At 69.4% G+C, this 17,661-nt stretch carries 16 protein-coding genes; 15 read left to right on the top strand and 1 reads right to left on the bottom strand.

Annotated features, from left to right (window positions below; all coding sequences use genetic code 11):
• The first annotated feature begins 228 nt into the window (after nucleotides 1–228).
• Nucleotides 229–843 carry a 30S ribosomal protein S4 gene (gene rpsD, locus ACGFX9_RS07200; RefSeq protein WP_160503779.1) on the top strand — a complete coding sequence of 205 codons (615 nt, stop codon included), beginning with the start codon at nucleotides 229–231 and terminating at the stop codon, nucleotides 841–843.
• Here rpsD and ACGFX9_RS07195 read toward each other — a convergent pair.
• Complete coding sequence (locus ACGFX9_RS07195; RefSeq protein ID WP_393466128.1) at nucleotides 831–3,011, bottom strand: ATP-binding protein; 2,181 nt, start codon at nucleotides 3,009–3,011, stop codon at nucleotides 831–833. The two genes, rpsD and ACGFX9_RS07195, sit on opposite strands and share 13 nt — an antisense overlap.
• A 160-nt stretch (nucleotides 3,012–3,171) precedes the next feature.
• Between ACGFX9_RS07195 and ACGFX9_RS07190 the strand changes: the two genes are divergently transcribed.
• From ACGFX9_RS07190 to nusB, 14 genes are all read left to right on the top strand, one after another.
• Nucleotides 3,172–3,621, top strand: a complete 450-nt coding sequence (locus ACGFX9_RS07190) for a DUF948 domain-containing protein (protein ID WP_393466125.1) — start codon at nucleotides 3,172–3,174, stop codon at nucleotides 3,619–3,621.
• A 7-nt stretch (nucleotides 3,622–3,628) separates the two neighbouring features.
• A complete protein-coding gene (locus tag ACGFX9_RS07185) occupies nucleotides 3,629–3,994 on the top strand; it encodes a DUF6167 family protein (RefSeq protein ID WP_393466122.1) in 366 nt (121 codons plus the stop codon).
• Nucleotides 3,994–6,663, top strand: coding sequence for an alanine--tRNA ligase (gene alaS, locus ACGFX9_RS07180; RefSeq protein WP_393466119.1), 2,670 nt, complete (start codon nucleotides 3,994–3,996; stop codon nucleotides 6,661–6,663). The genes ACGFX9_RS07185 and alaS overlap by 1 nt, the downstream gene beginning before the upstream one ends.
• A 20-nt stretch (nucleotides 6,664–6,683) precedes the next feature.
• A complete protein-coding gene (gene ruvX, locus ACGFX9_RS07175) occupies nucleotides 6,684–7,148 on the top strand; it encodes a Holliday junction resolvase RuvX (RefSeq protein WP_393468253.1) in 465 nt (154 codons plus the stop codon).
• Nucleotides 7,149–7,198: 50 nt separating this feature from the next.
• Nucleotides 7,199–8,425 (top strand): RNA-guided endonuclease InsQ/TnpB family protein, encoded by a 1,227-nt coding sequence (locus ACGFX9_RS07170; protein ID WP_393466115.1) that lies wholly within the window; start codon nucleotides 7,199–7,201, stop codon nucleotides 8,423–8,425.
• Between the two features lie 135 nt (nucleotides 8,426–8,560).
• The gene (mltG, locus tag ACGFX9_RS07165) at nucleotides 8,561–10,300 is read left to right on the top strand and encodes an endolytic transglycosylase MltG (protein ID WP_393466111.1); all 1,740 of its coding nucleotides are present in this window, start codon (nucleotides 8,561–8,563) and stop codon (nucleotides 10,298–10,300) included.
• Nucleotides 10,297–11,127, top strand: coding sequence for a shikimate dehydrogenase (locus ACGFX9_RS07160; protein WP_393466108.1), 831 nt, complete (start codon nucleotides 10,297–10,299; stop codon nucleotides 11,125–11,127). Before mltG ends, ACGFX9_RS07160 begins: the two co-directional genes overlap by 4 nt.
• 123 nt (nucleotides 11,128–11,250) lie before the next feature.
• Nucleotides 11,251–12,435, top strand: a complete 1,185-nt coding sequence (aroC, locus tag ACGFX9_RS07155) for a chorismate synthase (RefSeq protein WP_393466105.1) — start codon at nucleotides 11,251–11,253, stop codon at nucleotides 12,433–12,435.
• Between the two features lie 29 nt (nucleotides 12,436–12,464).
• Nucleotides 12,465–12,950 carry a shikimate kinase gene (locus ACGFX9_RS07150; protein WP_393468251.1) on the top strand — a complete coding sequence of 162 codons (486 nt, stop codon included), beginning with the start codon at nucleotides 12,465–12,467 and terminating at the stop codon, nucleotides 12,948–12,950.
• Nucleotides 12,951–12,955: 5 nt separating this feature from the next.
• The gene (gene aroB / locus ACGFX9_RS07145; protein ID WP_393468248.1) at nucleotides 12,956–14,059 is read left to right on the top strand and encodes a 3-dehydroquinate synthase; all 1,104 of its coding nucleotides are present in this window, start codon (nucleotides 12,956–12,958) and stop codon (nucleotides 14,057–14,059) included.
• A gap of 152 nt (nucleotides 14,060–14,211) precedes the next feature.
• Nucleotides 14,212–15,183, top strand: coding sequence for a Pro-rich N-terminal domain-containing protein (locus ACGFX9_RS07140; protein ID WP_393466101.1), 972 nt, complete (start codon nucleotides 14,212–14,214; stop codon nucleotides 15,181–15,183).
• A gap of 75 nt (nucleotides 15,184–15,258) precedes the next feature.
• Nucleotides 15,259–16,365 (top strand): aminopeptidase P family protein, encoded by a 1,107-nt coding sequence (locus tag ACGFX9_RS07135; protein WP_393466098.1) that lies wholly within the window; start codon nucleotides 15,259–15,261, stop codon nucleotides 16,363–16,365.
• Between the two features lie 59 nt (nucleotides 16,366–16,424).
• Nucleotides 16,425–16,991: an elongation factor P gene (efp, locus tag ACGFX9_RS07130; protein WP_393466095.1), complete on the top strand. Its 567-nt coding sequence runs from the start codon at nucleotides 16,425–16,427 to the stop codon at nucleotides 16,989–16,991.
• 2 nt (nucleotides 16,992–16,993) lie between these two features.
• Nucleotides 16,994–17,428, top strand: coding sequence for a transcription antitermination factor NusB (nusB, locus tag ACGFX9_RS07125; RefSeq protein WP_393466093.1), 435 nt, complete (start codon nucleotides 16,994–16,996; stop codon nucleotides 17,426–17,428).
• Nucleotides 17,429–17,661 lie beyond the last annotated feature (233 nt).

The following is a 17,661-nucleotide window of genomic DNA, read 5'->3' as shown; positions in this document are numbered from 1 at the left end:
TCCAGGAGCGTCGCGCACCGTCGAAGGTGTCGCGGGCAGCCCACCACCATCTCGTACTCCGGGAAGCGGTCGGTGGGCCACTCGCGTGCTGCACATAGTGCCCAGACCAGGGAGCGGCTGCCCGCCGGATCCAGAACCACCGGATCCGATGGGTTTCCCAGGCTGCGGATTGCGACCTCCCCTAACCCTGGTGAAGCCGATTTTCACATTGAACAGAGAGGTTGGTTCATGCCGAACCAGTCCCGCCCCAAGGTCAAGAAGTCGCGTGCCCTCGGCATCGCGCTGACCCCGAAGGCCGTCAAGTACTTCGAGGCCCGCCCCTACCCGCCGGGCGAGCACGGCCGTGGGCGCAAGCAGAACTCGGACTACAAGGTCCGTCTGCTCGAGAAGCAGCGTCTGCGCGCGCAGTACGACATCAGCGAGAAGCAGATGGCCCGTGCCTACGACCGCGCCAAGAAGGCCGAAGGCAAGACCGGCGAGGCCCTGGTCATCGAGCTCGAGCGCCGTCTCGACGCCCTGATCCTGCGTTCGGGCATCGCCCGCACGATCTACCAGGCCCGTCAGATGGTCAGCCACGGCCACATCGAGGTCAACGGCGGCAAGGTCGACAAGCCGTCGTTCCGTGTCCGTCCCGACGACGTCGTGATGGTCCGCGAGCGCAGCCGCGAGAAGCCGCTGTTCCAGGTCTCCCGTGAGGGCGGCTTCGCCCCCGACGGCGAGATCCCGCGTTACCTCCAGGTCAACCTGAAGGCCCTCGCCTTCCGTCTGGACCGTGACCCGAACCGCAAGGAGATCCCCGTGATCTGCGACGAGCAGCTCGTCGTCGAGTACTACGCCCGCTGACCCGGACGTAGCTCTCCCTGCTTCAGCCCGTCGCCCGCCCTCCCTTCGTGGTGGGGCAGGCGGCGGGTTTTTGCGTTGTTCGCGGGGCCCGTGCGCAGGGCCCGGGGCACCGCGGCGTCCGGAGCGAGGTCCATCCCGGTGGCCAGGCACTCCTCGTAGCGCGCGTCGCCCAGCTGTTCGCGGGCCTGCGACTCGCACAGCGCGTGCGGCCCGCCGAAGTTCCCGGAGCCGAACAGCGGAAGGCCGACCGACGGCCAGATGCGCGCCGCCGCACCCTGGAGGACCGCCGCCTCGGCCGGATCGCCGTCCGCCACGGTGAACAGGGCGAGCAACTCGATCGCGAGCACCGTGCCGAGCAGATCATGGAAGGCGTGGTCCAGGGCCAGACACCGCATGACCAGGTCACGGGCCGTCGCCGTCTCGCCGCGCGTCCAGGCCGCGTAACCGAGCACATAGAGGGCGTACGCGAGAGTCCAGCGCTCCCCGTGGTCCTCGCAGACCTGGCGTACGTCCTCGCAGAGCTCCACGGCGTCGGCGAGCTCGCCCCGGAAGGCGAGGGCCATCGCCAGCTCGACCTGGCCCATCAGGACGTTGCTGTTCAGCTCGCCGATCTCGCGGTACTGCTCCAGGGCCGAGCGCAGCAGGGTCTCCGCGCGCGGAGTGTCGTCGCCAAGCAGCGCGAGGCAGCCGATGCGGTGCACGGCATACGCCGCCGCGACGGCGCTGCCGGTGCGCTCCGCCTCGTCCTTGCACTCCTGCAGCGCGGCCAGCGCCGCGACCGTGTCACCCTGCAGGACGGCGACATAGCCGAGCACCCACAGCGCCTTGAGCCGGGATTCGTCGTGGTCGCCGTCCAGCTCCAGAGCGCGGTCGAGCCAGTGCCGCCCCTCCGCGAGCCGCCCGCAGCCGACCCAGTAGAACCACAGGCTTCCCGCCAGATACTGGCCCAGATGCGCCTCGTCGGGCTCGGTCAGGCAGTACTCCAACGCGCCCCGCAGATTGGGCAGTTCGCAGTCGACGAGCTGGGCGACCTGCGCCTGGCGCGGCGAGAACCAGTCGAGCTCGCACCAGGTGGCGAGCCCCATGTACCAGTCGCGGTGCCTGCGCCGCATCCGCGCGGCGTCACCGGTCGCCTCCAGCCATTCGGCGCCGTAGGCCCTGACCGTGTCGAGCATCCGGTAGCGCACGCCCGTCGGCCCTTCCTCGCGCGTCACGACGGACTGCGCGAGCAGCTCACCGAGTACGTCGAGTACGTCGTCGGCGTGCAAACCGTCCCCGCTGCAGACGTACTCGACCGCCTCCAGGTCGAAGGGACCGCAGAACACCGAGAGCCGCGACCACAGGAGGCGCTCGGCGGCCGAACAGAGCTCATGGCTCCAGCCGATCGCCGTACGCAGCGTCTGGTGGCGGGGCGGTGCGTCGCGCCGCACCCCCGTGAGCAGGGCGAAGCGGTTGTCGAGCCGGGCGAGCAGCTGCGCGGGCGACAGGGCCCGCAGCCGCCCCGCCGCCAGCTCCACCGCCAGCGGGATCCCGTCCAGGCGGCGGCACAGCTCCGCCACGTCGGCTTCGTTCTGCTCGTCCAGGGCGAACCCGGGCAGACCGGCCGCCGCCCGGTCGGCGAAGAGCGCCGTCGCGTCCTCGGTGGGCAGCGGCGCCAGCGGGAAGATCCGCTCGCCGCAGGTGTCCAGCGGCCTGCGCCCCACCGCGAGGACGCGCAGCCCGGGGGAGTGGTGCAGCAGTTCTCCCACCAGGGAGGCACAGGCCTCCACCAGGTGCTCGAACCCGTCGACGACGAGGAGCACCTCCCGCTCCGCGAGATGGTCGAGCAGCACATTTCGCGGCGCCCGGTGTGTCTGGTCCGTCAGGCGCAGCGCCTCGGCGACCGCGTGCTCCACCAGTTCGGGATCCCGTACGGCGGCGAGCTCCACCAGCCAGGCGCCGTCACGCGCATCGGCGCCGGCGGCGGCCCGGACGGCGAGGCGCGACTTCCCGACTCCGCCGACTCCGGTGACAGTGACAAGGCGGCCCGCCTCCAACGCGGCGGCGAGACCGGCGAGTTCCGCCGTGCGCCCGACGAAGGCGTTGAGCTCCAGGGGGAGGTTGCCGGGTCTCGGCGAGCGGGCGGGAGGAACGTGCCGACCGTGACCTGGGCCCTGAGAGCGTCGCATGAGATACGGAGCGTACCGACCCATAAGCACTCCGTACAATCTGTTCGGGCAACTCCCTTGGCCGTGCACGGTAATGCGGTGCGGAGCCCTCGCCCCGGCGCGATAGGGTCGGAGGACGACTTTTCGATGTTCAGGGCCGATATTCAGGGAGCGGTGCACAGTGTCCGGTGGAGAGGTGGCCGGGATCCTGGTGGCCGTCTTCTGGGCGATCCTGGTCTCCTTCCTGGCCGTGGTGCTGGTGAGGCTGGCGCAGACGCTCAGGGCGACCACCAAGCTCGTCGCGGACGTGACCGAGCAGGCCGTCCCGCTCCTCGCGGACGCCTCCAGCGCGGTGCGCTCGGCGCAGACCCAGATCGACCGGGTCGACGCCATCGCCTCCGACGTACAGGAAGTCACGTCGAACGCGTCGGCGCTCTCCACGACCGTGGCCTCCACCTTCGGCGGGCCCCTCGTCAAGGTCGCGGCGTTCGGCTACGGGGTGCGCAGGGCCCTGGGCCGCAAGGCAGGACCCGAATCAAACAATGTGCCCCCGGCGCCCGCCCGACGTACCGTGATCGTGGGGCGCACGGTGCCCTCAGCGCGGCGGCGGGGCAAGCGGAAGAAGGACTGACGCAGCGATGTTCCGCCGTACGTTCTGGTTCACCGCGGGCGCCGCTGCCGGTGTGTGGGCCACCACCAAAGTCAACCGCAAGATCAAGCAACTGGCCCCCGAAAGCCTCGCGGCGCAGGCCGCGAACAAGGCGGTCGAGGCGGGTCACAAGCTCAAGGACTTCGCCCTCGACGTCCGCGACGGCATGGCCCAGCGCGAGGCCGAACTGGGCGAGGCCCTCGGTCTCGAAGCCCCGGTCGACGCCGAACTCCCCGGGCAGCGCCACGTCGTGGTGGCCATCGAGGACGCCAAGACCAGCAAGACCGACAAGAACAAGCAGGGCAAGTACCTCTCGAAGTCGAAGTACTCGTACAACCGGAATGAGGACCACTGATGGAGTCGGCCGAGATTCGCCGCCGCTGGCTGAGCTTCTTCGAGGAGCGCGGGCACACCGTCGTCCCTTCGGCGTCGCTCATCGCGGACGACCCGACTCTGCTCCTCGTCCCCGCGGGCATGGTGCCCTTCAAGCCCTACTTCCTGGGTGAGGTCAAGCCGCAGTTCTCGCGCGCCACCAGCGTGCAGAAGTGCGTGCGCACGCCCGACATCGAAGAGGTCGGCAAGACCACGCGGCACGGCACGTTCTTCCAGATGTGCGGCAACTTCTCCTTCGGCGACTACTTCAAGGAAGGCGCCATCACGTACGCCTGGGAGCTGCTCACCAGCTCCGTGGCGGACGGTGGCTTCGGCCTCGACCCCGAGCGCCTGTGGGTGACGGTCTACCTGGACGACGACGAGGCCGAGACCATCTGGCGCGAGAAGGTGGGCGTCCCCGCCGAGCGCATCCAGCGCCTTGGCAAGAAGGACAACTACTGGTCCATGGGAGTCCCCGGACCCTGCGGCCCCTGCTCCGAGATCAACTACGACCGCGGCCCCGAGTTCGGTGTCGAGGGCGGCCCTGCCGTCAACGACGAGCGGTACGTGGAGATCTGGAACCTGGTCTTCATGCAGTACGAGCGCGGCGAGGGCACCTCGAAGGAGGACTTCGAGATCCTCGGCGACCTGCCGAGCCAGAACATCGACACCGGCCTCGGTCTCGAGCGTCTCGCCATGATCCTTCAGGGCGTACAGAACATGTACGAGACCGACACCCTGCGCGTCGTCATGGACAAGGCCACCGAGCTGACCGGCGTCCGCTACGGCGCCGAGCAGGGCTCGGACGTCTCGCTGCGCGTCGTCGCCGACCACATGCGTACGTCCGTGATGCTCATCGGCGACGGCGTCACGCCCGGCAACGAAGGCCGCGGCTATGTGCTGCGCCGCATCATGCGCCGCGCCATCCGCAACATGCGCCTGATGGGTGCCACAGGGCCGGTCGCCCTGGAACTCGTCGACACGGTCATCAAGTCGATGGGCGAGCAGTACCCCGAGCTCCGCACCGACCGCAAGCGCATCGAGACCGTCGCCCTCGCCGAAGAGGCCGCCTTCCTCAAGGCCCTCAAGGGCGGCACGAACATCCTCGACACCGCCGTCACGGAGACCAAGGCCGCCGGCGGCAAGGTCCTCGCCGGCGACAAGGCGTTCCTGCTGCACGACACGTGGGGCTTCCCCATCGACCTCACCCTGGAGATGGCCGCCGAACAGGGCCTCTCCGTGGACGAGGACGGCTTCCGGCGCCTGATGAAGGAGCAGCGGGAGCGCGCCAAGGCCGACGCCCAGGCCAAGAAGACCGGCCACGCCGACCTGCACGCCTACCGCGAGATCGCCGACGCCTCCGGCGCCACCGACTTCACCGGCTACAGCCTCACCGAGAACGAGGCCGCGATCGTCGGCCTCCTGGTCAACGGCGTCTCGTCCCCCGCCGCCCGCGAGGGCGACGAGGTCGAGGTCGTCCTCGACCGCACCCCCTTCTACGCCGAGGGCGGCGGCCAGATCGCCGACTCCGGCCGGATCCGCCTCGACAACGGCGCCGTCGTCGAGATCCGCGATGTACAGAAGCCGGTCCCCGGCGTGCACGTCCACAAGGGCGTCGTCCAGGTCGGCGAGATCACGGTCGGCGACCAGGTCTGGGCCTCGATCGACGTGCACCGCCGCCGTGCCATCGCCCGCGCCCACTCCGCCACGCACCTCACGCACCAGGCGCTGCGCGACGCGCTCGGCCCGACGGCCGCCCAGGCCGGTTCCGAGAACCAGCCGGGCCGCTTCCGCTTCGACTTCGGCTCCCCGTCGGCCGTGCCCACGGCCGTCATGACGGACGTCGAGCAGAAGATCAACGAGGTGCTCGCGCACGAACTCGACGTGCAGGCCGAGGTCATGTCGATCGACGAGGCCAAGAAGCAGGGCGCCATCGCCGAGTTCGGCGAGAAGTACGGCGAGCGCGTGCGCGTGGTCACCATCGGCGACTTCTCCAAGGAGCTGTGCGGCGGCACCCACGTGCACAACACCGCCCAGCTGGGCCTGGTGAAGCTGCTCGGCGAATCGTCCATCGGTTCGGGCGTGCGCCGCATCGAGGCCCTGGTCGGCGTCGACGCGTACAACTTCCTGGCCAAGGAGCACACGGTCGTCGCCCAGCTCCAGGAGCTGGTCAAGGGCCGTTCCGATGAGCTGCCCGAGAAGATCTCCGCCATGCTCGGCAAGCTGAAGGACGCCGAGAAGGAGATCGAGAAGTTCCGCGCGGAGAAGGTCCTGGCGGCCGCCGCCGGTCTCGTCGACAACGCCAAGGACGTACGAGGCGTCGCTCTCGTCACCGGCCAGGTGCCGGACGGCACGGGCGCCGACGACCTGCGCAGGCTGGTCCTCGACGTGCGCGGCCGCATCCAGGGTGACCGCCCGGCCGTCGTGGCCCTGTTCACCACGGCCAACGGCCGCCCGCTGACGGTCATCGCCACCAACGAAGCCGCCCGCGAGCGTGGCCTCAAGGCCGGCGACCTGGTCCGTACGGCCGCCAAGACCCTCGGCGGTGGCGGCGGTGGCAAGCCGGACGTCGCCCAGGGCGGCGGCCAGAACGCCGCCGCGATCGGCGACGCCATGGCCGCCGTCGAGCGCCTCGTGACCGAGACGGCCTGATGACTGAGGCTGCCCAGGGCATGCGCCGGGGCCGACGCCTCGCCATCGACGTCGGTGACGCCCGGATCGGGGTCGCCTCGTGCGACCCCGACGGGATCCTCGCCACTCCGGTGGAGACGGTGCCGGGACGCGATGTCCCGGCCGCCCAGCGCCGGTTGAAGCAACTCGTCGAGGAGTACGAACCGATCGAGATCGTCGTCGGTCTCCCTCGCTCCCTCAAGGGGGGCGAGGGCCCGGCGGCCGTCAAGGTCCGTGCCTTCACCCAGGACTTCGCGCGCTTGGTGGCGCCCGTTCCGGTGAGGCTCCTCGACGAGAGGATGACCACAGTGACGGCCAGTCAGGGGCTGCGCGCCTCGGGCGTGAAGTCCAAAAAGGGCAGGTCTGTCATCGATCAGGCGGCTGCCGTCATCATCCTCCAGCAGGCACTGGAGTCCGAACGGGCGTCAGGTAAAGCCCCGGGCGAGGGCGTCGAGTTCACTGCTTAATTTCCCGGTTCAGCTGACGCCTCAGAAACTTGGTCTCTAGTGTGTGAGACGTGAAGACCAAGCATGTACGGCGGGCTTTCAAGTTCCGCTTCTACCCGACGGATGGGCAAGCGGCAGCGCTGGCCCGGACGTTCGGGTGCGTACGCAAGGTCTACAACTTGGCTCTGCAGGCGCGCACTGAGGCGTGGTATCAGCGACAGGAACGAGTGAGCTACGTACAGACGTCGGCCTTGCTCACTGAGTGGAAGAAGACCGATGATCTCGCGTACCTGGGAGCAGTCTCCTCGGTTCCGCTCCAGCAGGCACTGCGCCACTTGCAGGCTGCGTTCGTCAACTTCTGGGAGGGGCGGGCCGGGTACCCCAACTTCAAATCGAAGAAGAAATCGCGCTCGTCGGCGGAGTACACACGTTCGGCATTTCGCTGGCGGGATGGGCGTCTGACGCTGGCGATGATGGATGAACCGCTGGACATCGTCTGGTCAAGGCCTCTGCCAGACGGCGCTGAGCCGTCCACGGTGACAGTCTCACGTGATGCTGCTGGGCGATGGTTCGTATCTCTTCTGGTGGAAGATCCGTCCGTCCAGCCGCTTGGTCCCGCCGAGAATGATGCGGTGGCGCTTGATGTCGGGCTGACATCGTTGGTGACGCTCTCCAAAGGAGAGAAGATCGCCAACCCCAGACATGAACGTCGCGACCGCGGACGTCTTGCCCGAGCTCAGCGCCAGCTGGCACGTAAGGAAGCTGGGTCGAAGAATCGGGAGAAGGCGCGACGACGGGTTGCAAAGATCCATGCCCGCATTACGGACCGTCGGAGGGATCACCTCCACAAACTGACTACTCGACTCGTGCGTGAGAACCAAACGATCGTGGTCGAGGACCTGAACGTCCGGGGCATGCTGAAGAACCGTTCGCTGGCAAGGGCCATCTCTGACGCGGCATGGACTGAGCTCCGTGGCATGTTGGACTACAAGTGCCACTGGTACGGACGGCAACTTGTAGTCGTGGACCAGTGGTACCCGTCGAGCAAGACATGCTCGGCGTGCGGGCACCACCTTGCGAAGCTCCCCCTCAACGTCCGACAGTGGACGTGCCCTGCATGTAGCACCCTGCACGACAGGGACGTGAACGGGGCTAAGAACCTTCTGGCCGTCGGGCAGGCGGTCACAGCCTGTGGAGCTGGTGTAAGACCTCAACGGGATACTTCCCGGACGAGGCTGCTGGCTGCGAAGCAGGAAGCCAAGCAGGCGACTGCTGGACGTTTCTCGCTTGGGAAATGATTGTCAACTGATCGCGATACGGTAACGTTCCGCGCGATGCGGCGGTGTTCGAACAGCTGCCGCACAGCATCAAGAGGCGGAACGGTTGCCCTCCTATCCAGTCGGTGGCCCCGCCTCGCGGCATGTAGGGGATCGATGACTGAGTATGGCCGGGGCCCAGGCTCCGAACCGTGGCATCCCGAGGACCCGTTGTACGGGGACAGCGGATGGGGAGGACAGCAGGCCTCCGCCGGCCCGTCCTCCTACGGCGGCCAGGGGCAGTACCACCCTCAGCAGCCGCAGCATCCCCAGCAGCCGCAGCAGGCGCAGTACGACGACTGGAGCACGGGCCAGCAGCAGGCTTATGGCCAGGGCCAGCAGCAGTACGGCGGGCCCGCCGGGCAGCAGCAGTACAACCCCGGTCCTGAACAGCAGTACAACCCCGGCCCCGAGCAGCAGTACAACCCCGGCCCCGGAGAGCAGTACAACGGCGGCTGGGACACCGGCCAGCAGGGGCACCTCCCGTACAACGCCGACCCCTCGGATCCCTACGGAAACCAGCCGGGCGGCTACGGCGCCGAGAGCCCGGACTACTACGGCACGCCCGACGCGTACCCCCCGCCGGAGCCGCCGAGCCGCCGCCGCCCCGAACCCGAGCCGCAGCAGGACTGGGACCCGGGACCGGACCAGGGCGAGCACGCCTTCTTCTCCGGCGCCGATGATGACGACGAGGACGACGACGATGCGCCCGGGCGGCGCGGTGGTCGCGGGGACCGGCGCGGCGGCCGGGGCGGCAAGAAGCCGAAGAAGCGCAAGAGCGGCTGTGCCTGCCTGGTCGTGACGCTGGTCTTCGCCGGTGGTCTCGGCGGAGTCGGCTATTTCGGCTATCAGTTCTACCAGGACCGATTCGGTACGGCGCCGGACTTCGCGGGCGAGGGGGCCGGCAGCACGGTCGTCGACATCCCGAAGGAATCCACCGGCTATGCGATCGGCCAGAAGCTGAAGGAAGCCGGGGTCGTCAAGAGCGTGGACGCCTTTGTCTCCGCGCAGGCGCAGAATCCCGACGGCGACACGATCCAGGCGGGCGTCTACACCCTCAAGAAGGAAATGTCGGCGAAAAGCGCTGTCGACCTGATGCTGAGCCCGAAGAGCCGCAATAACCTCATCATTCCTGAGGGCAGGCGGAACGTATGGGTCTATGAGCAGATCGATAAGCGTCTCGCCCTCAAGAAGGGCACCACTGAGGGCGTCGCCGAGAAGAAGTGGAAGGAACTCGGACTTCCTGCCTGGGCGAATACGAACAAGGACATCAAGGATCCGCTGGAAGGATTCCTGTATCCCTCCAGTTATCCGGTCGCCAAGGGCCAGAAGCCCGAGGACGTCCTCAAGAAGATGGTCGCCCACGCCAATGAGCAGTACGAGGCGATCGATCTCAAGTCGAAGGCCGACGCGCTGAATCTGAAGGATCCGCTCCAGGTTCTGACGGTCGCGAGCCTCGTCCAGGCCGAGGGCAAGTACAAGCACGACTTCGAGAAGGTCGCGACGGTCGTCTACAACCGCCTGAAGCCGGGCAACACCGAGACGTACGGCCTCCTGGACTTCGACTCGACGGTCAACTACCTGCGCGGCAAGTCCGAGTTGGCGACGGGCTCGGTCGACGAGCTCCGCAGGATCAATGACCCCTACAACACCTACAAGATCAAGGGCCTGCCTCCCGGCCCGATCGGCAACCCGGGCGATGTGGCGCTGAAGGCCGCACTGAATCCGGCCAAGGGCAAGTGGTACTACTTCGTTTCCGTCAGCGACGACAAGACGCTCTTCGCGGAGACGAATGAAGAGCAGAACCGGAACCGCAAGAAGTACGAAGAGAACCTGAAGGAACAGAACGGTCAATGAGCGCTCAGAAGCGCCGAGCCGCGGTACTCGGTTTCCCGATCGCCCATTCGCTCTCCCCGGTGCTGCACCGCGCCGCATACGCGGATCTTGGTCTGAGCGACTGGTCGTACGACCTTTTCGAGGTCGATGAGCCCGCGCTCGCCGGATTCGTCGAAGGGCTCGGCTCCGAGTGGGCCGGGCTTTCGGTGACGATGCCGCTCAAGCGGGCGATCATTCCGCTGCTCGACGGGATCAGCGAGACCGCGGCGTCCGTCGAGGCCGTCAACACGGTCGTGTTCGGGGCGGACGGACGCCGTCACGGCGACAACACCGACGTCCCCGGCATGGTCGCCGCCCTGCGCGAACGCGGCATCGAGGAAGTGGAGTCCGCGGCGATCCTCGGCGCGGGCGCCACCGCCTCGTCAGCGCTCGCGGCGCTCGCACGGGTCTGCACGGGCGAGGTCGTCGCGTACGTACGCAGTGACGCCCGCGCGGCGGAGATGCGGGAGTGGGGCGAGCGGCTCGACGTGCCCGTGCGCACCGCGGACTGGGCGGACGCGGCGGAGGGGCTCAATGCGCCCTTGGTGATCGCCACGACCCCGGCGGGCGCGACCGACGCGCTGTCGGCCGCCGTGCCCGAGCGGCCCGCCACTCTCTTCGACGTCCTGTACGACCCCTGGCCCACGTCTCTCGCGGCCCGCTGGTCGGCGTACGGCGGCGCTGTCGTCAGCGGACTCGACCTCCTGGTGCACCAGGCGGTGCTGCAGGTCGAGCAGATGACGGGACGCGCTCCGGCGCCGCTCGACGTGATGCGCAAGGCGGGGGAGCACGCGCTGGCCGCGCGCTGAGCGTCCGCTTCCTGGACCGGAGGCCGGGTCCTCTGCCCCGACGTGGGAGGATCGGGGTGGCGGGCCAGGGCCGCGCACCCGGTCGCGCCGCCGCAGTTCCAGGCGCGAGCATGAGGAGCACCGTTGAGCAGGTTGCGTTGGCTGACCGCGGGAGAGTCCCACGGACCCGCACTTGTCGCGACGCTGGAGGGTCTTCCCGCCGGCGTGCCGATCACCACGGAGATGGTGGCGGACCACCTGGCCCGGCGGCGCCTCGGCTATGGGCGCGGTGCGCGCATGAAATTCGAGCGCGACGAGATCACCTTCCTGGGCGGCGTCCGGCACGGCCTGACCATGGGATCGCCGGTCGCGATCATGGTGGGCAACACCGAGTGGCCCAAGTGGGAGCAGGTCATGTCGGCCGACCCGGTCGACCCCGAGATCCTCGCCGACCTGGCCCGCAACGCCCCGCTGACCCGGCCACGGCCCGGCCACGCCGACCTCGCGGGCATGCAGAAGTACGGCTTCGACGAGGCCCGGCCGATCCTGGAGCGCGCCTCCGCCCGAGAGACCGCGGCCCGCGTCGCGCTCGGCGCGGTCGCCCGCTCGTACCTCAAGGAGACGGCCGGGATCGAGATCGTCAGCCACGTCACCGAGCTGGCGTCGGCGAAGGCGCCCTACGGCGTCTACCCGACCCCCGCCGATGTCGAGAAGCTCGACGCCGATCCGGTGCGCTGCCTCGACGCGGACGCGAGCAAGGCGATGGTCGCGGAGATCGACCAGGCCCACAAGGACGGCGACACCCTGGGTGGCGTCGTCGAGGTGCTCGCGTACGGCGTGCCCGTGGGCCTCGGCTCGCACGTGCACTGGGACCGGCGGCTCGACGCGCGGCTCGCCGCCGCGCTCATGGGCATCCAGGCCATCAAGGGCGTCGAGGTCGGCGACGGCTTCGACCTGGCGCGGGTCCCAGGATCGAAGGCGCACGACGAGATCGTGAGCACCGACGACGGCATCAAGCGCACCTCCGGCCGCTCCGGCGGCACCGAGGGCGGCCTGACCACCGGTGAACTGCTGCGGGTGCGTGCCGCGATGAAGCCCATCGCGACCGTGCCGCGTGCGCTCGCCACCATCGACGTCGCCACCGGCGAGGCCACCAAGGCGCACCACCAGCGCTCCGACGTGTGCGCGGTGCCGGCCGCCGGCATCGTCGCCGAGGCGATGGTCGCGCTCACCCTGGCCGACGCCGTCGCCGAGAAGTTCGGCGGCGACAGCGTGGCCGAGACCCGGCGCAACGTGACGTCGTACCTCGACAACCTCCAGATCCGGTGACCGGCCCCCAGATCGTTCTCGTCGGGCCGATGGGCGTGGGCAAGTCGACGGTGGGCGCACTGCTCGCCGAGCGGCTCGGCACCGTCTACCGGGACACCGACGCCGACATCGTGGCCGCGCAGGGCCGGGAGATCGCGGAGATCTTCGTGGACGAGGGCGAGCCGCACTTCCGCGAACTGGAGCGCCAGGCCGTGCGCGCGGCGATCGCCGAGCACGAGGGGGTCCTCGCTCTCGGCGGGGGCTCCATCCTCGACGAGTCGACCCGAGCACTCCTCGCGCCGCACCCCGCCGTCGTCTATCTCTCGATGGACGTCGAGGAAGCGGTCAAGCGCACCGGCCTGAACGCCGCGCGCCCGCTGCTCGCGGTCAACCCGCGCAAGCAGTGGCGCGAACTGATGGACGCCCGCCGCCACTTGTACGCCGAAGTCGCCCGCGCCGTCGTCGCCACCGACGACCGCACCCCCGAAGAGGTCGCCCAGGCGGTCCTCGACGCACTGGAGTTGAAGGAAGCATGACGGAGATGGCCGAGACGTCGGGGCAGACGCCCACGCGCATCCAGGTCGGCGGCACCGCGGGCACCGAGCCGTACGAAGTCCTCGTGGGGCGCCAGCTCCTCGGTGAGCTGCCCGGCCTGATCGGCGAGCGGACCAAGCGCGTCGCGATCATCCACCCCGAGGCGCTCGCCGAGACGGGCGACGCGCTGCGCCAGGACCTGGCCGACCAGGGCTTCGAGGCCGTGGCGATCCAGGTGCCGAACGCCGAGGAAGCCAAGACCGCCGAGGTCGCCGCGTACTGCTGGAAGGCCCTTGGCCAGTCCGGTTTCACCCGCAGTGACCTCATCATCGGCGTCGGCGGCGGAGCCACCACGGACCTCGCCGGGTTCGTGGCCGCGACCTGGCTGCGCGGGGTCCGCTGGATCGCCGTGCCGACCACCGTGCTCGGCATGGTGGACGCGGCGGTCGGTGGCAAGACCGGCATCAACACCGCCGAGGGCAAGAACCTCGTGGGCTCCTTCCACCCGCCCATGGGTGTGCTGTGCGACCTGGCCGCGCTCGACTCGCTGCCGGTCAACGACTTCGTGTCGGGCCTCGCGGAGATCATCAAGGCCGGTTTCATCGCCGACCCGGTGATCCTCGAACTGATCGAGGAGGACCCTGAGGCGGCGCGCAGCCCGCAGGGGCCGCACACCGCCGAGCTGATCGAACGCTCCATCAAGGTCAAGGCCGAGGTCGTCTCCGGCGACCTCAAGGAGTCGGGCCTGCGCGAGATCCTCAACTACGGCCACACGCTCGCGCACGCCATCGAGAAGAACGAGCGCTACAAGTGGCGGCACGGCGCCGCCGTCTCCGTGGGCATGGCCTTCGCCGCCGAACTCGGCCGCCTCGCCGGGCGACTCGACGACGCGACCGCCGACCGGCACCGCACCGTCCTGGAGTCGGTCGGTCTTCCCCTGAGCTACCGCTACGACCAGTGGCCCAAGCTCCTGGAGACCATGAAGGTCGACAAGAAGTCCCGCGGTGACCTGCTGCGGTTCATCGTCTTGGACGGCCTCGGCAAGCCGACCGTCCTGGAGGGCCCCGACCCCGCCGTGCTGCTCGCCGCGTACGGCGAAGTGGCCAAGTAGCGGGGCGAATCGGCCCACGAGAACAAGCCACGGGCACCCTGCGGCCTCCCCGGCCGTTCACACAACGTCGGCCGGGGACGGTACCGTTCGGTAACGGGTGGCCCCGGCCGCCGCCCGACCAGCGTCAGTCGCACGAGACGGAGTGGCACCGGATGCAGCACGCAGTGGGGTCGCCGCTGCCGCCGCCCCCTCAGCCGGGGCACGGACCGGCCACCGGCTGGTCGCCGGCCGCACATCACCCGAGTGGTCCGCCGCCGGGTGCCGCGTCGGGCGGCCCACCGCCTCCCGCGCCGGGTTTCGCCGGCGCCCCGCACTCTCAGGGCACAGCCCCGCACCCGCCGGGCACAGCCCCCCACCCTCAGGTCCAGGCCCAGCACCCCCACGCCCCCGCACCGCAGCACGCCGGGCCGGGCGTCCCGCAGCACGGCGCCGCCCCCCAGCACCCCAACGCCCCGGGCGCCCCCGTGCCCCCGACCCCGGACACGACAGGGCACATCCAGCTCCCGCCCGGCGGCCCCGTCGCCATGCCGAGCCCGCCGCCCGGCATGGCCCAGACGGATACCAGCGCCACCACGCTCGCCGTGCTCCTGATCGGCCCGGCGGGCGCGGGCAAGACGAGCGTCGCCAAGTTCTGGGCAGAGCACCGCCGCGTACCGACGGCGCACATCAGCCTCGACGACGTACGCGAATGGGTGCGCTCGGGCTTCGCCGACCCCCAGTCCGGCTGGAACGACCACTCCGAGGCGCAGTACCGCCTGGCCCGCCGGACCTGCGGCTTCTCCGCGCGCAACTTCCTGGCCAACGGCATCTCGTGCATCCTCGACGACGCCGTCTTCCCCGACCGCCCGGTCGTCGGCCTCGGCGGCTGGAAGCGCCACGTGGGCCCCGGCCTGCTGCCGGTGGTCCTGCTGCCCGGCCTGGAGATCGTCCTGGAGCGCAACGCGATGCGCAGCGGGAACCGCCGCCTCACGGACGAGGAAGTGGCCCGCATCCACGGCCGTATGGCCGGCTGGTACGGCTCGGGCCTGCCCATCATCGACAACTCCCAACTGGACGTCCCCGCGACGGCCCGCCTCCTGGACGACGTCCTCCTGCGCTCCATCGCGAGCCCGCCGCAGTGGTAGGCGCTCAGCCCCCTGGACCGCCCGGTCGGACGCGCTGAACCGGCCGACCCGGGCCGGCGCTCATAGGCTCGTGGCATGTCAGAGGTGTACGCGGCCCGCCGTGAGCGGTTGAGGGAGCGTTGTTCCGCGGGGGGCAGCGCGTCGGCGCTGGTGTCCCGGCCCGCCAACGTGCGGTATCTCGCGGGAGCGGCGCCGCAGGGTGCCGTGCTCCTGCTGGGCAGGCGGGAGGATCTGCTGCTGTGCCGCCGTCCACCCGACGGTGAGCAGGACGAGGGGCGGCCCGACGCGGGACTGCGGGTTCAGCTGCTCGACTCGGCCGGAGGGGATCCCGCCGTCGCGGGAGCCGACCTCGCGGCGACGCAGGGCGCCGACGCGCTCGCCGTCGAGGAGCACCACCTGACCGTCGCCCGGCATCGTGCCCTGGGGTCCGTCGCGCCGCGGCTGCGGTTCTCGGATCTGGGGGGAGCGGTCGAGCAGCTGCGGCTCGTCAAGGACGAGGAGGAGATCTCCTGTCTGCGGATCGGCTCCGAGATCGCCGACCAGGCACTGGGTGAGCTGCTCGAATCCATCCTGGTCGGGCGTACGGAACGCCATCTCGCCCTGGAGCTGGAGCGCCGGCTCGTGGACCACGGAGCGGACGGCCCCGCCTTCCCGACCTCCGTCGGCACCGGGCCGAATTCCGGCAGGGGCGGCCACCGGCCCACGGACCGGCGGGTGGAAGAGGGAGATTTCCTCTCCGTGTGCCTGGGAGCCAGCTATCGCGGTTACCGTTGTGAGATCGGGCGTACGTTCGTCATCGGTACGTCTCCCGCGGACTGGCAGATCGAGCTGTACGACCTCGTATTCGCCGCTCAGCGGGCGGGCAGGGAGGCTCTCGCACCGGGCGCCGCCTACCGTGACATCGACCGCGCGGCACGTCTCGTACTGGACTCGGCGGGGTATGCGGACGGCCTCCCTCCGCTGATGGGACACGGTGTGGGGCTCGAAATCGACGAGGACCCGCAGTTGGCCCCCGCGGCCATGGGTAAACTGGACGCCTGCGTGCCGGTCACCGTCGAACCGGGGGTTCACCTCCCGGGACGGGGTGGTGTCCGGATCGATGACACGCTCGTCGTGCGCCCCGAGGCGGACGGCGGACCCGAGCTACTCACCATTACGACCAAGGAGCTGCTCGCGCTCTAGCTTTTCAGCTGTGCGCGTGCGCCGGGGTCGTCCACGTCAGTCCAGGAGATTCCGCAACCGTGGCTTCCACGAACGACCTCAAGAACGGCCTGGTGCTCAAGCTCGACGGGGGCCAGCTCTGGTCCGTCGTCGAGTTCCAGCACGTCAAGCCCGGCAAGGGCCCCGCCTTTGTGCGCACCAAGCTCAAGAACGTGCTGTCGGGCAAGGTCGTCGACAAGACCTTCAACGCCGGCGTCAAGGTCGAGACGGCCACGATCGACAAGCGCGACATGCAGTTCTCCTACATGGACGGCGAGTACTTCGTCTTCATGGACATGGAGACGTACGACCAGCTGCACGTCGACCGCAAGTCGGTCGGTGACGCCGCCAACTTCCTGATCGAGGGCTTCACGGCCTCCGTGGCGCAGCACGAGGGCGCAGTCCTCTTCGTCGAGCTGCCCGCCGCCGTCGAGCTGGTCATCCAGGAGACCGAGCCCGGTGTCCAGGGCGACCGCTCCACCGGCGGCACCAAGCCCGCCACGCTGGAGACCGGCCACCAGATCCAGGTGCCGCTCTTCATCACCACGGGCGAGAAGATCAAGGTCGACACCCGTGACAGCGGCTACCTCGGCCGGGTGAACAGCTAACCGTGGCTGCTCGTAATACGGCCCGCAAGCGCGCCTTCCAGATTCTTTTCGAGGCCGACCAGCGTGGCGCAGACGTAGTGACGGTCCTCGCGGACTGGGTGCGCCACTCGCGGGCCGATACCCGGCAGCCGCCGGTCAGCGAGTTCACGATGGAACTGGTCGAGGGGTACGCGCAGCACGCGCGCCACATCGACGAGCTGATCTCGCAGTACGCCGTCGGGTGGTCCCTGGACAGGATGCCGGTCGTCGACCGCAACATCCTGCGGATCGGCGCGTACGAGCTGATCTGGGTCGACGCGACGCCGGACGCCGTGGTCCTCGACGAGGCTGTGCAGCTCGCCAAGGAGTTCTCCACGGACGAGTCGCCGTCCTTCGTGAACGGCCTGCTCGGCCGTTTCAAGGACCTGAAGCCGAGCCTGCGCCGCGACGAGGCGTAGAACCGGCTCTCAAAGCCGCTCAGAGGGCCCGCAGCGACGCTGCGGGCCCTCTGGCGTATCCCAGTGGCCCCACGGGCCTCAGAGGCCCCTGTACGCAAAACGCCGGGGGGGGGGGGGGGCCCCCGGGGGGGGGCCCCCCCCCCCGGCGGGGCCCGGGGGGGGGCCCCCCCCCCCCAAAAAAAAAAATAAAAAAAAAAAAAAAAAAAAAATATAATGGAATTATAAAAAACACG

The organism is Streptomyces sp. NPDC048436, assembly GCF_043200355.1.
Taxonomy (GTDB): Bacteria; Actinomycetota; Actinomycetes; order Streptomycetales; family Streptomycetaceae; genus Streptomyces.
Note: the sequence above shows the minus strand (reverse complement) of the source record. Positions and strands in the feature narration are given on the sequence as shown.

Bases quoted from the DNA above. Each gene is read 5' to 3' on its own strand.
- ACGFX9_RS07135 (WP_393466098.1), top strand. From the start codon at position 15,259: ATGTCAGAGGTGTACGCGGCCCGCCGTGAGCGGTTGAGGGAGCGTTGT.
- ruvX (WP_393468253.1), top strand. From the start codon at position 6,684: ATGCGCCGGGGCCGACGCCTCGCCATCGACGTCGGTGACGCCCGGATC.
- ACGFX9_RS07160 (WP_393466108.1), top strand. From the start codon at position 10,297: ATGAGCGCTCAGAAGCGCCGAGCCGCGGTACTCGGTTTCCCGATCGCC.
- ACGFX9_RS07150 (WP_393468251.1), top strand. From the start codon at position 12,465: ATGGGCGTGGGCAAGTCGACGGTGGGCGCACTGCTCGCCGAGCGGCTC.
- alaS (WP_393466119.1), top strand. From the start codon at position 3,994: ATGGAGTCGGCCGAGATTCGCCGCCGCTGGCTGAGCTTCTTCGAGGAG.
- ACGFX9_RS07185 (WP_393466122.1), top strand. From the start codon at position 3,629: ATGTTCCGCCGTACGTTCTGGTTCACCGCGGGCGCCGCTGCCGGTGTG.
- ACGFX9_RS07195 (WP_393466128.1), bottom strand. From the start codon at position 3,011: ATGCGACGCTCTCAGGGCCCAGGTCACGGTCGGCACGTTCCTCCCGCC.
- rpsD (WP_160503779.1), top strand. From the start codon at position 229: ATGCCGAACCAGTCCCGCCCCAAGGTCAAGAAGTCGCGTGCCCTCGGC.
- mltG (WP_393466111.1), top strand. From the start codon at position 8,561: ATGACTGAGTATGGCCGGGGCCCAGGCTCCGAACCGTGGCATCCCGAG.
- aroB (WP_393468248.1), top strand. From the start codon at position 12,956: ATGGCCGAGACGTCGGGGCAGACGCCCACGCGCATCCAGGTCGGCGGC.
- ACGFX9_RS07140 (WP_393466101.1), top strand. From the start codon at position 14,212: ATGCAGCACGCAGTGGGGTCGCCGCTGCCGCCGCCCCCTCAGCCGGGG.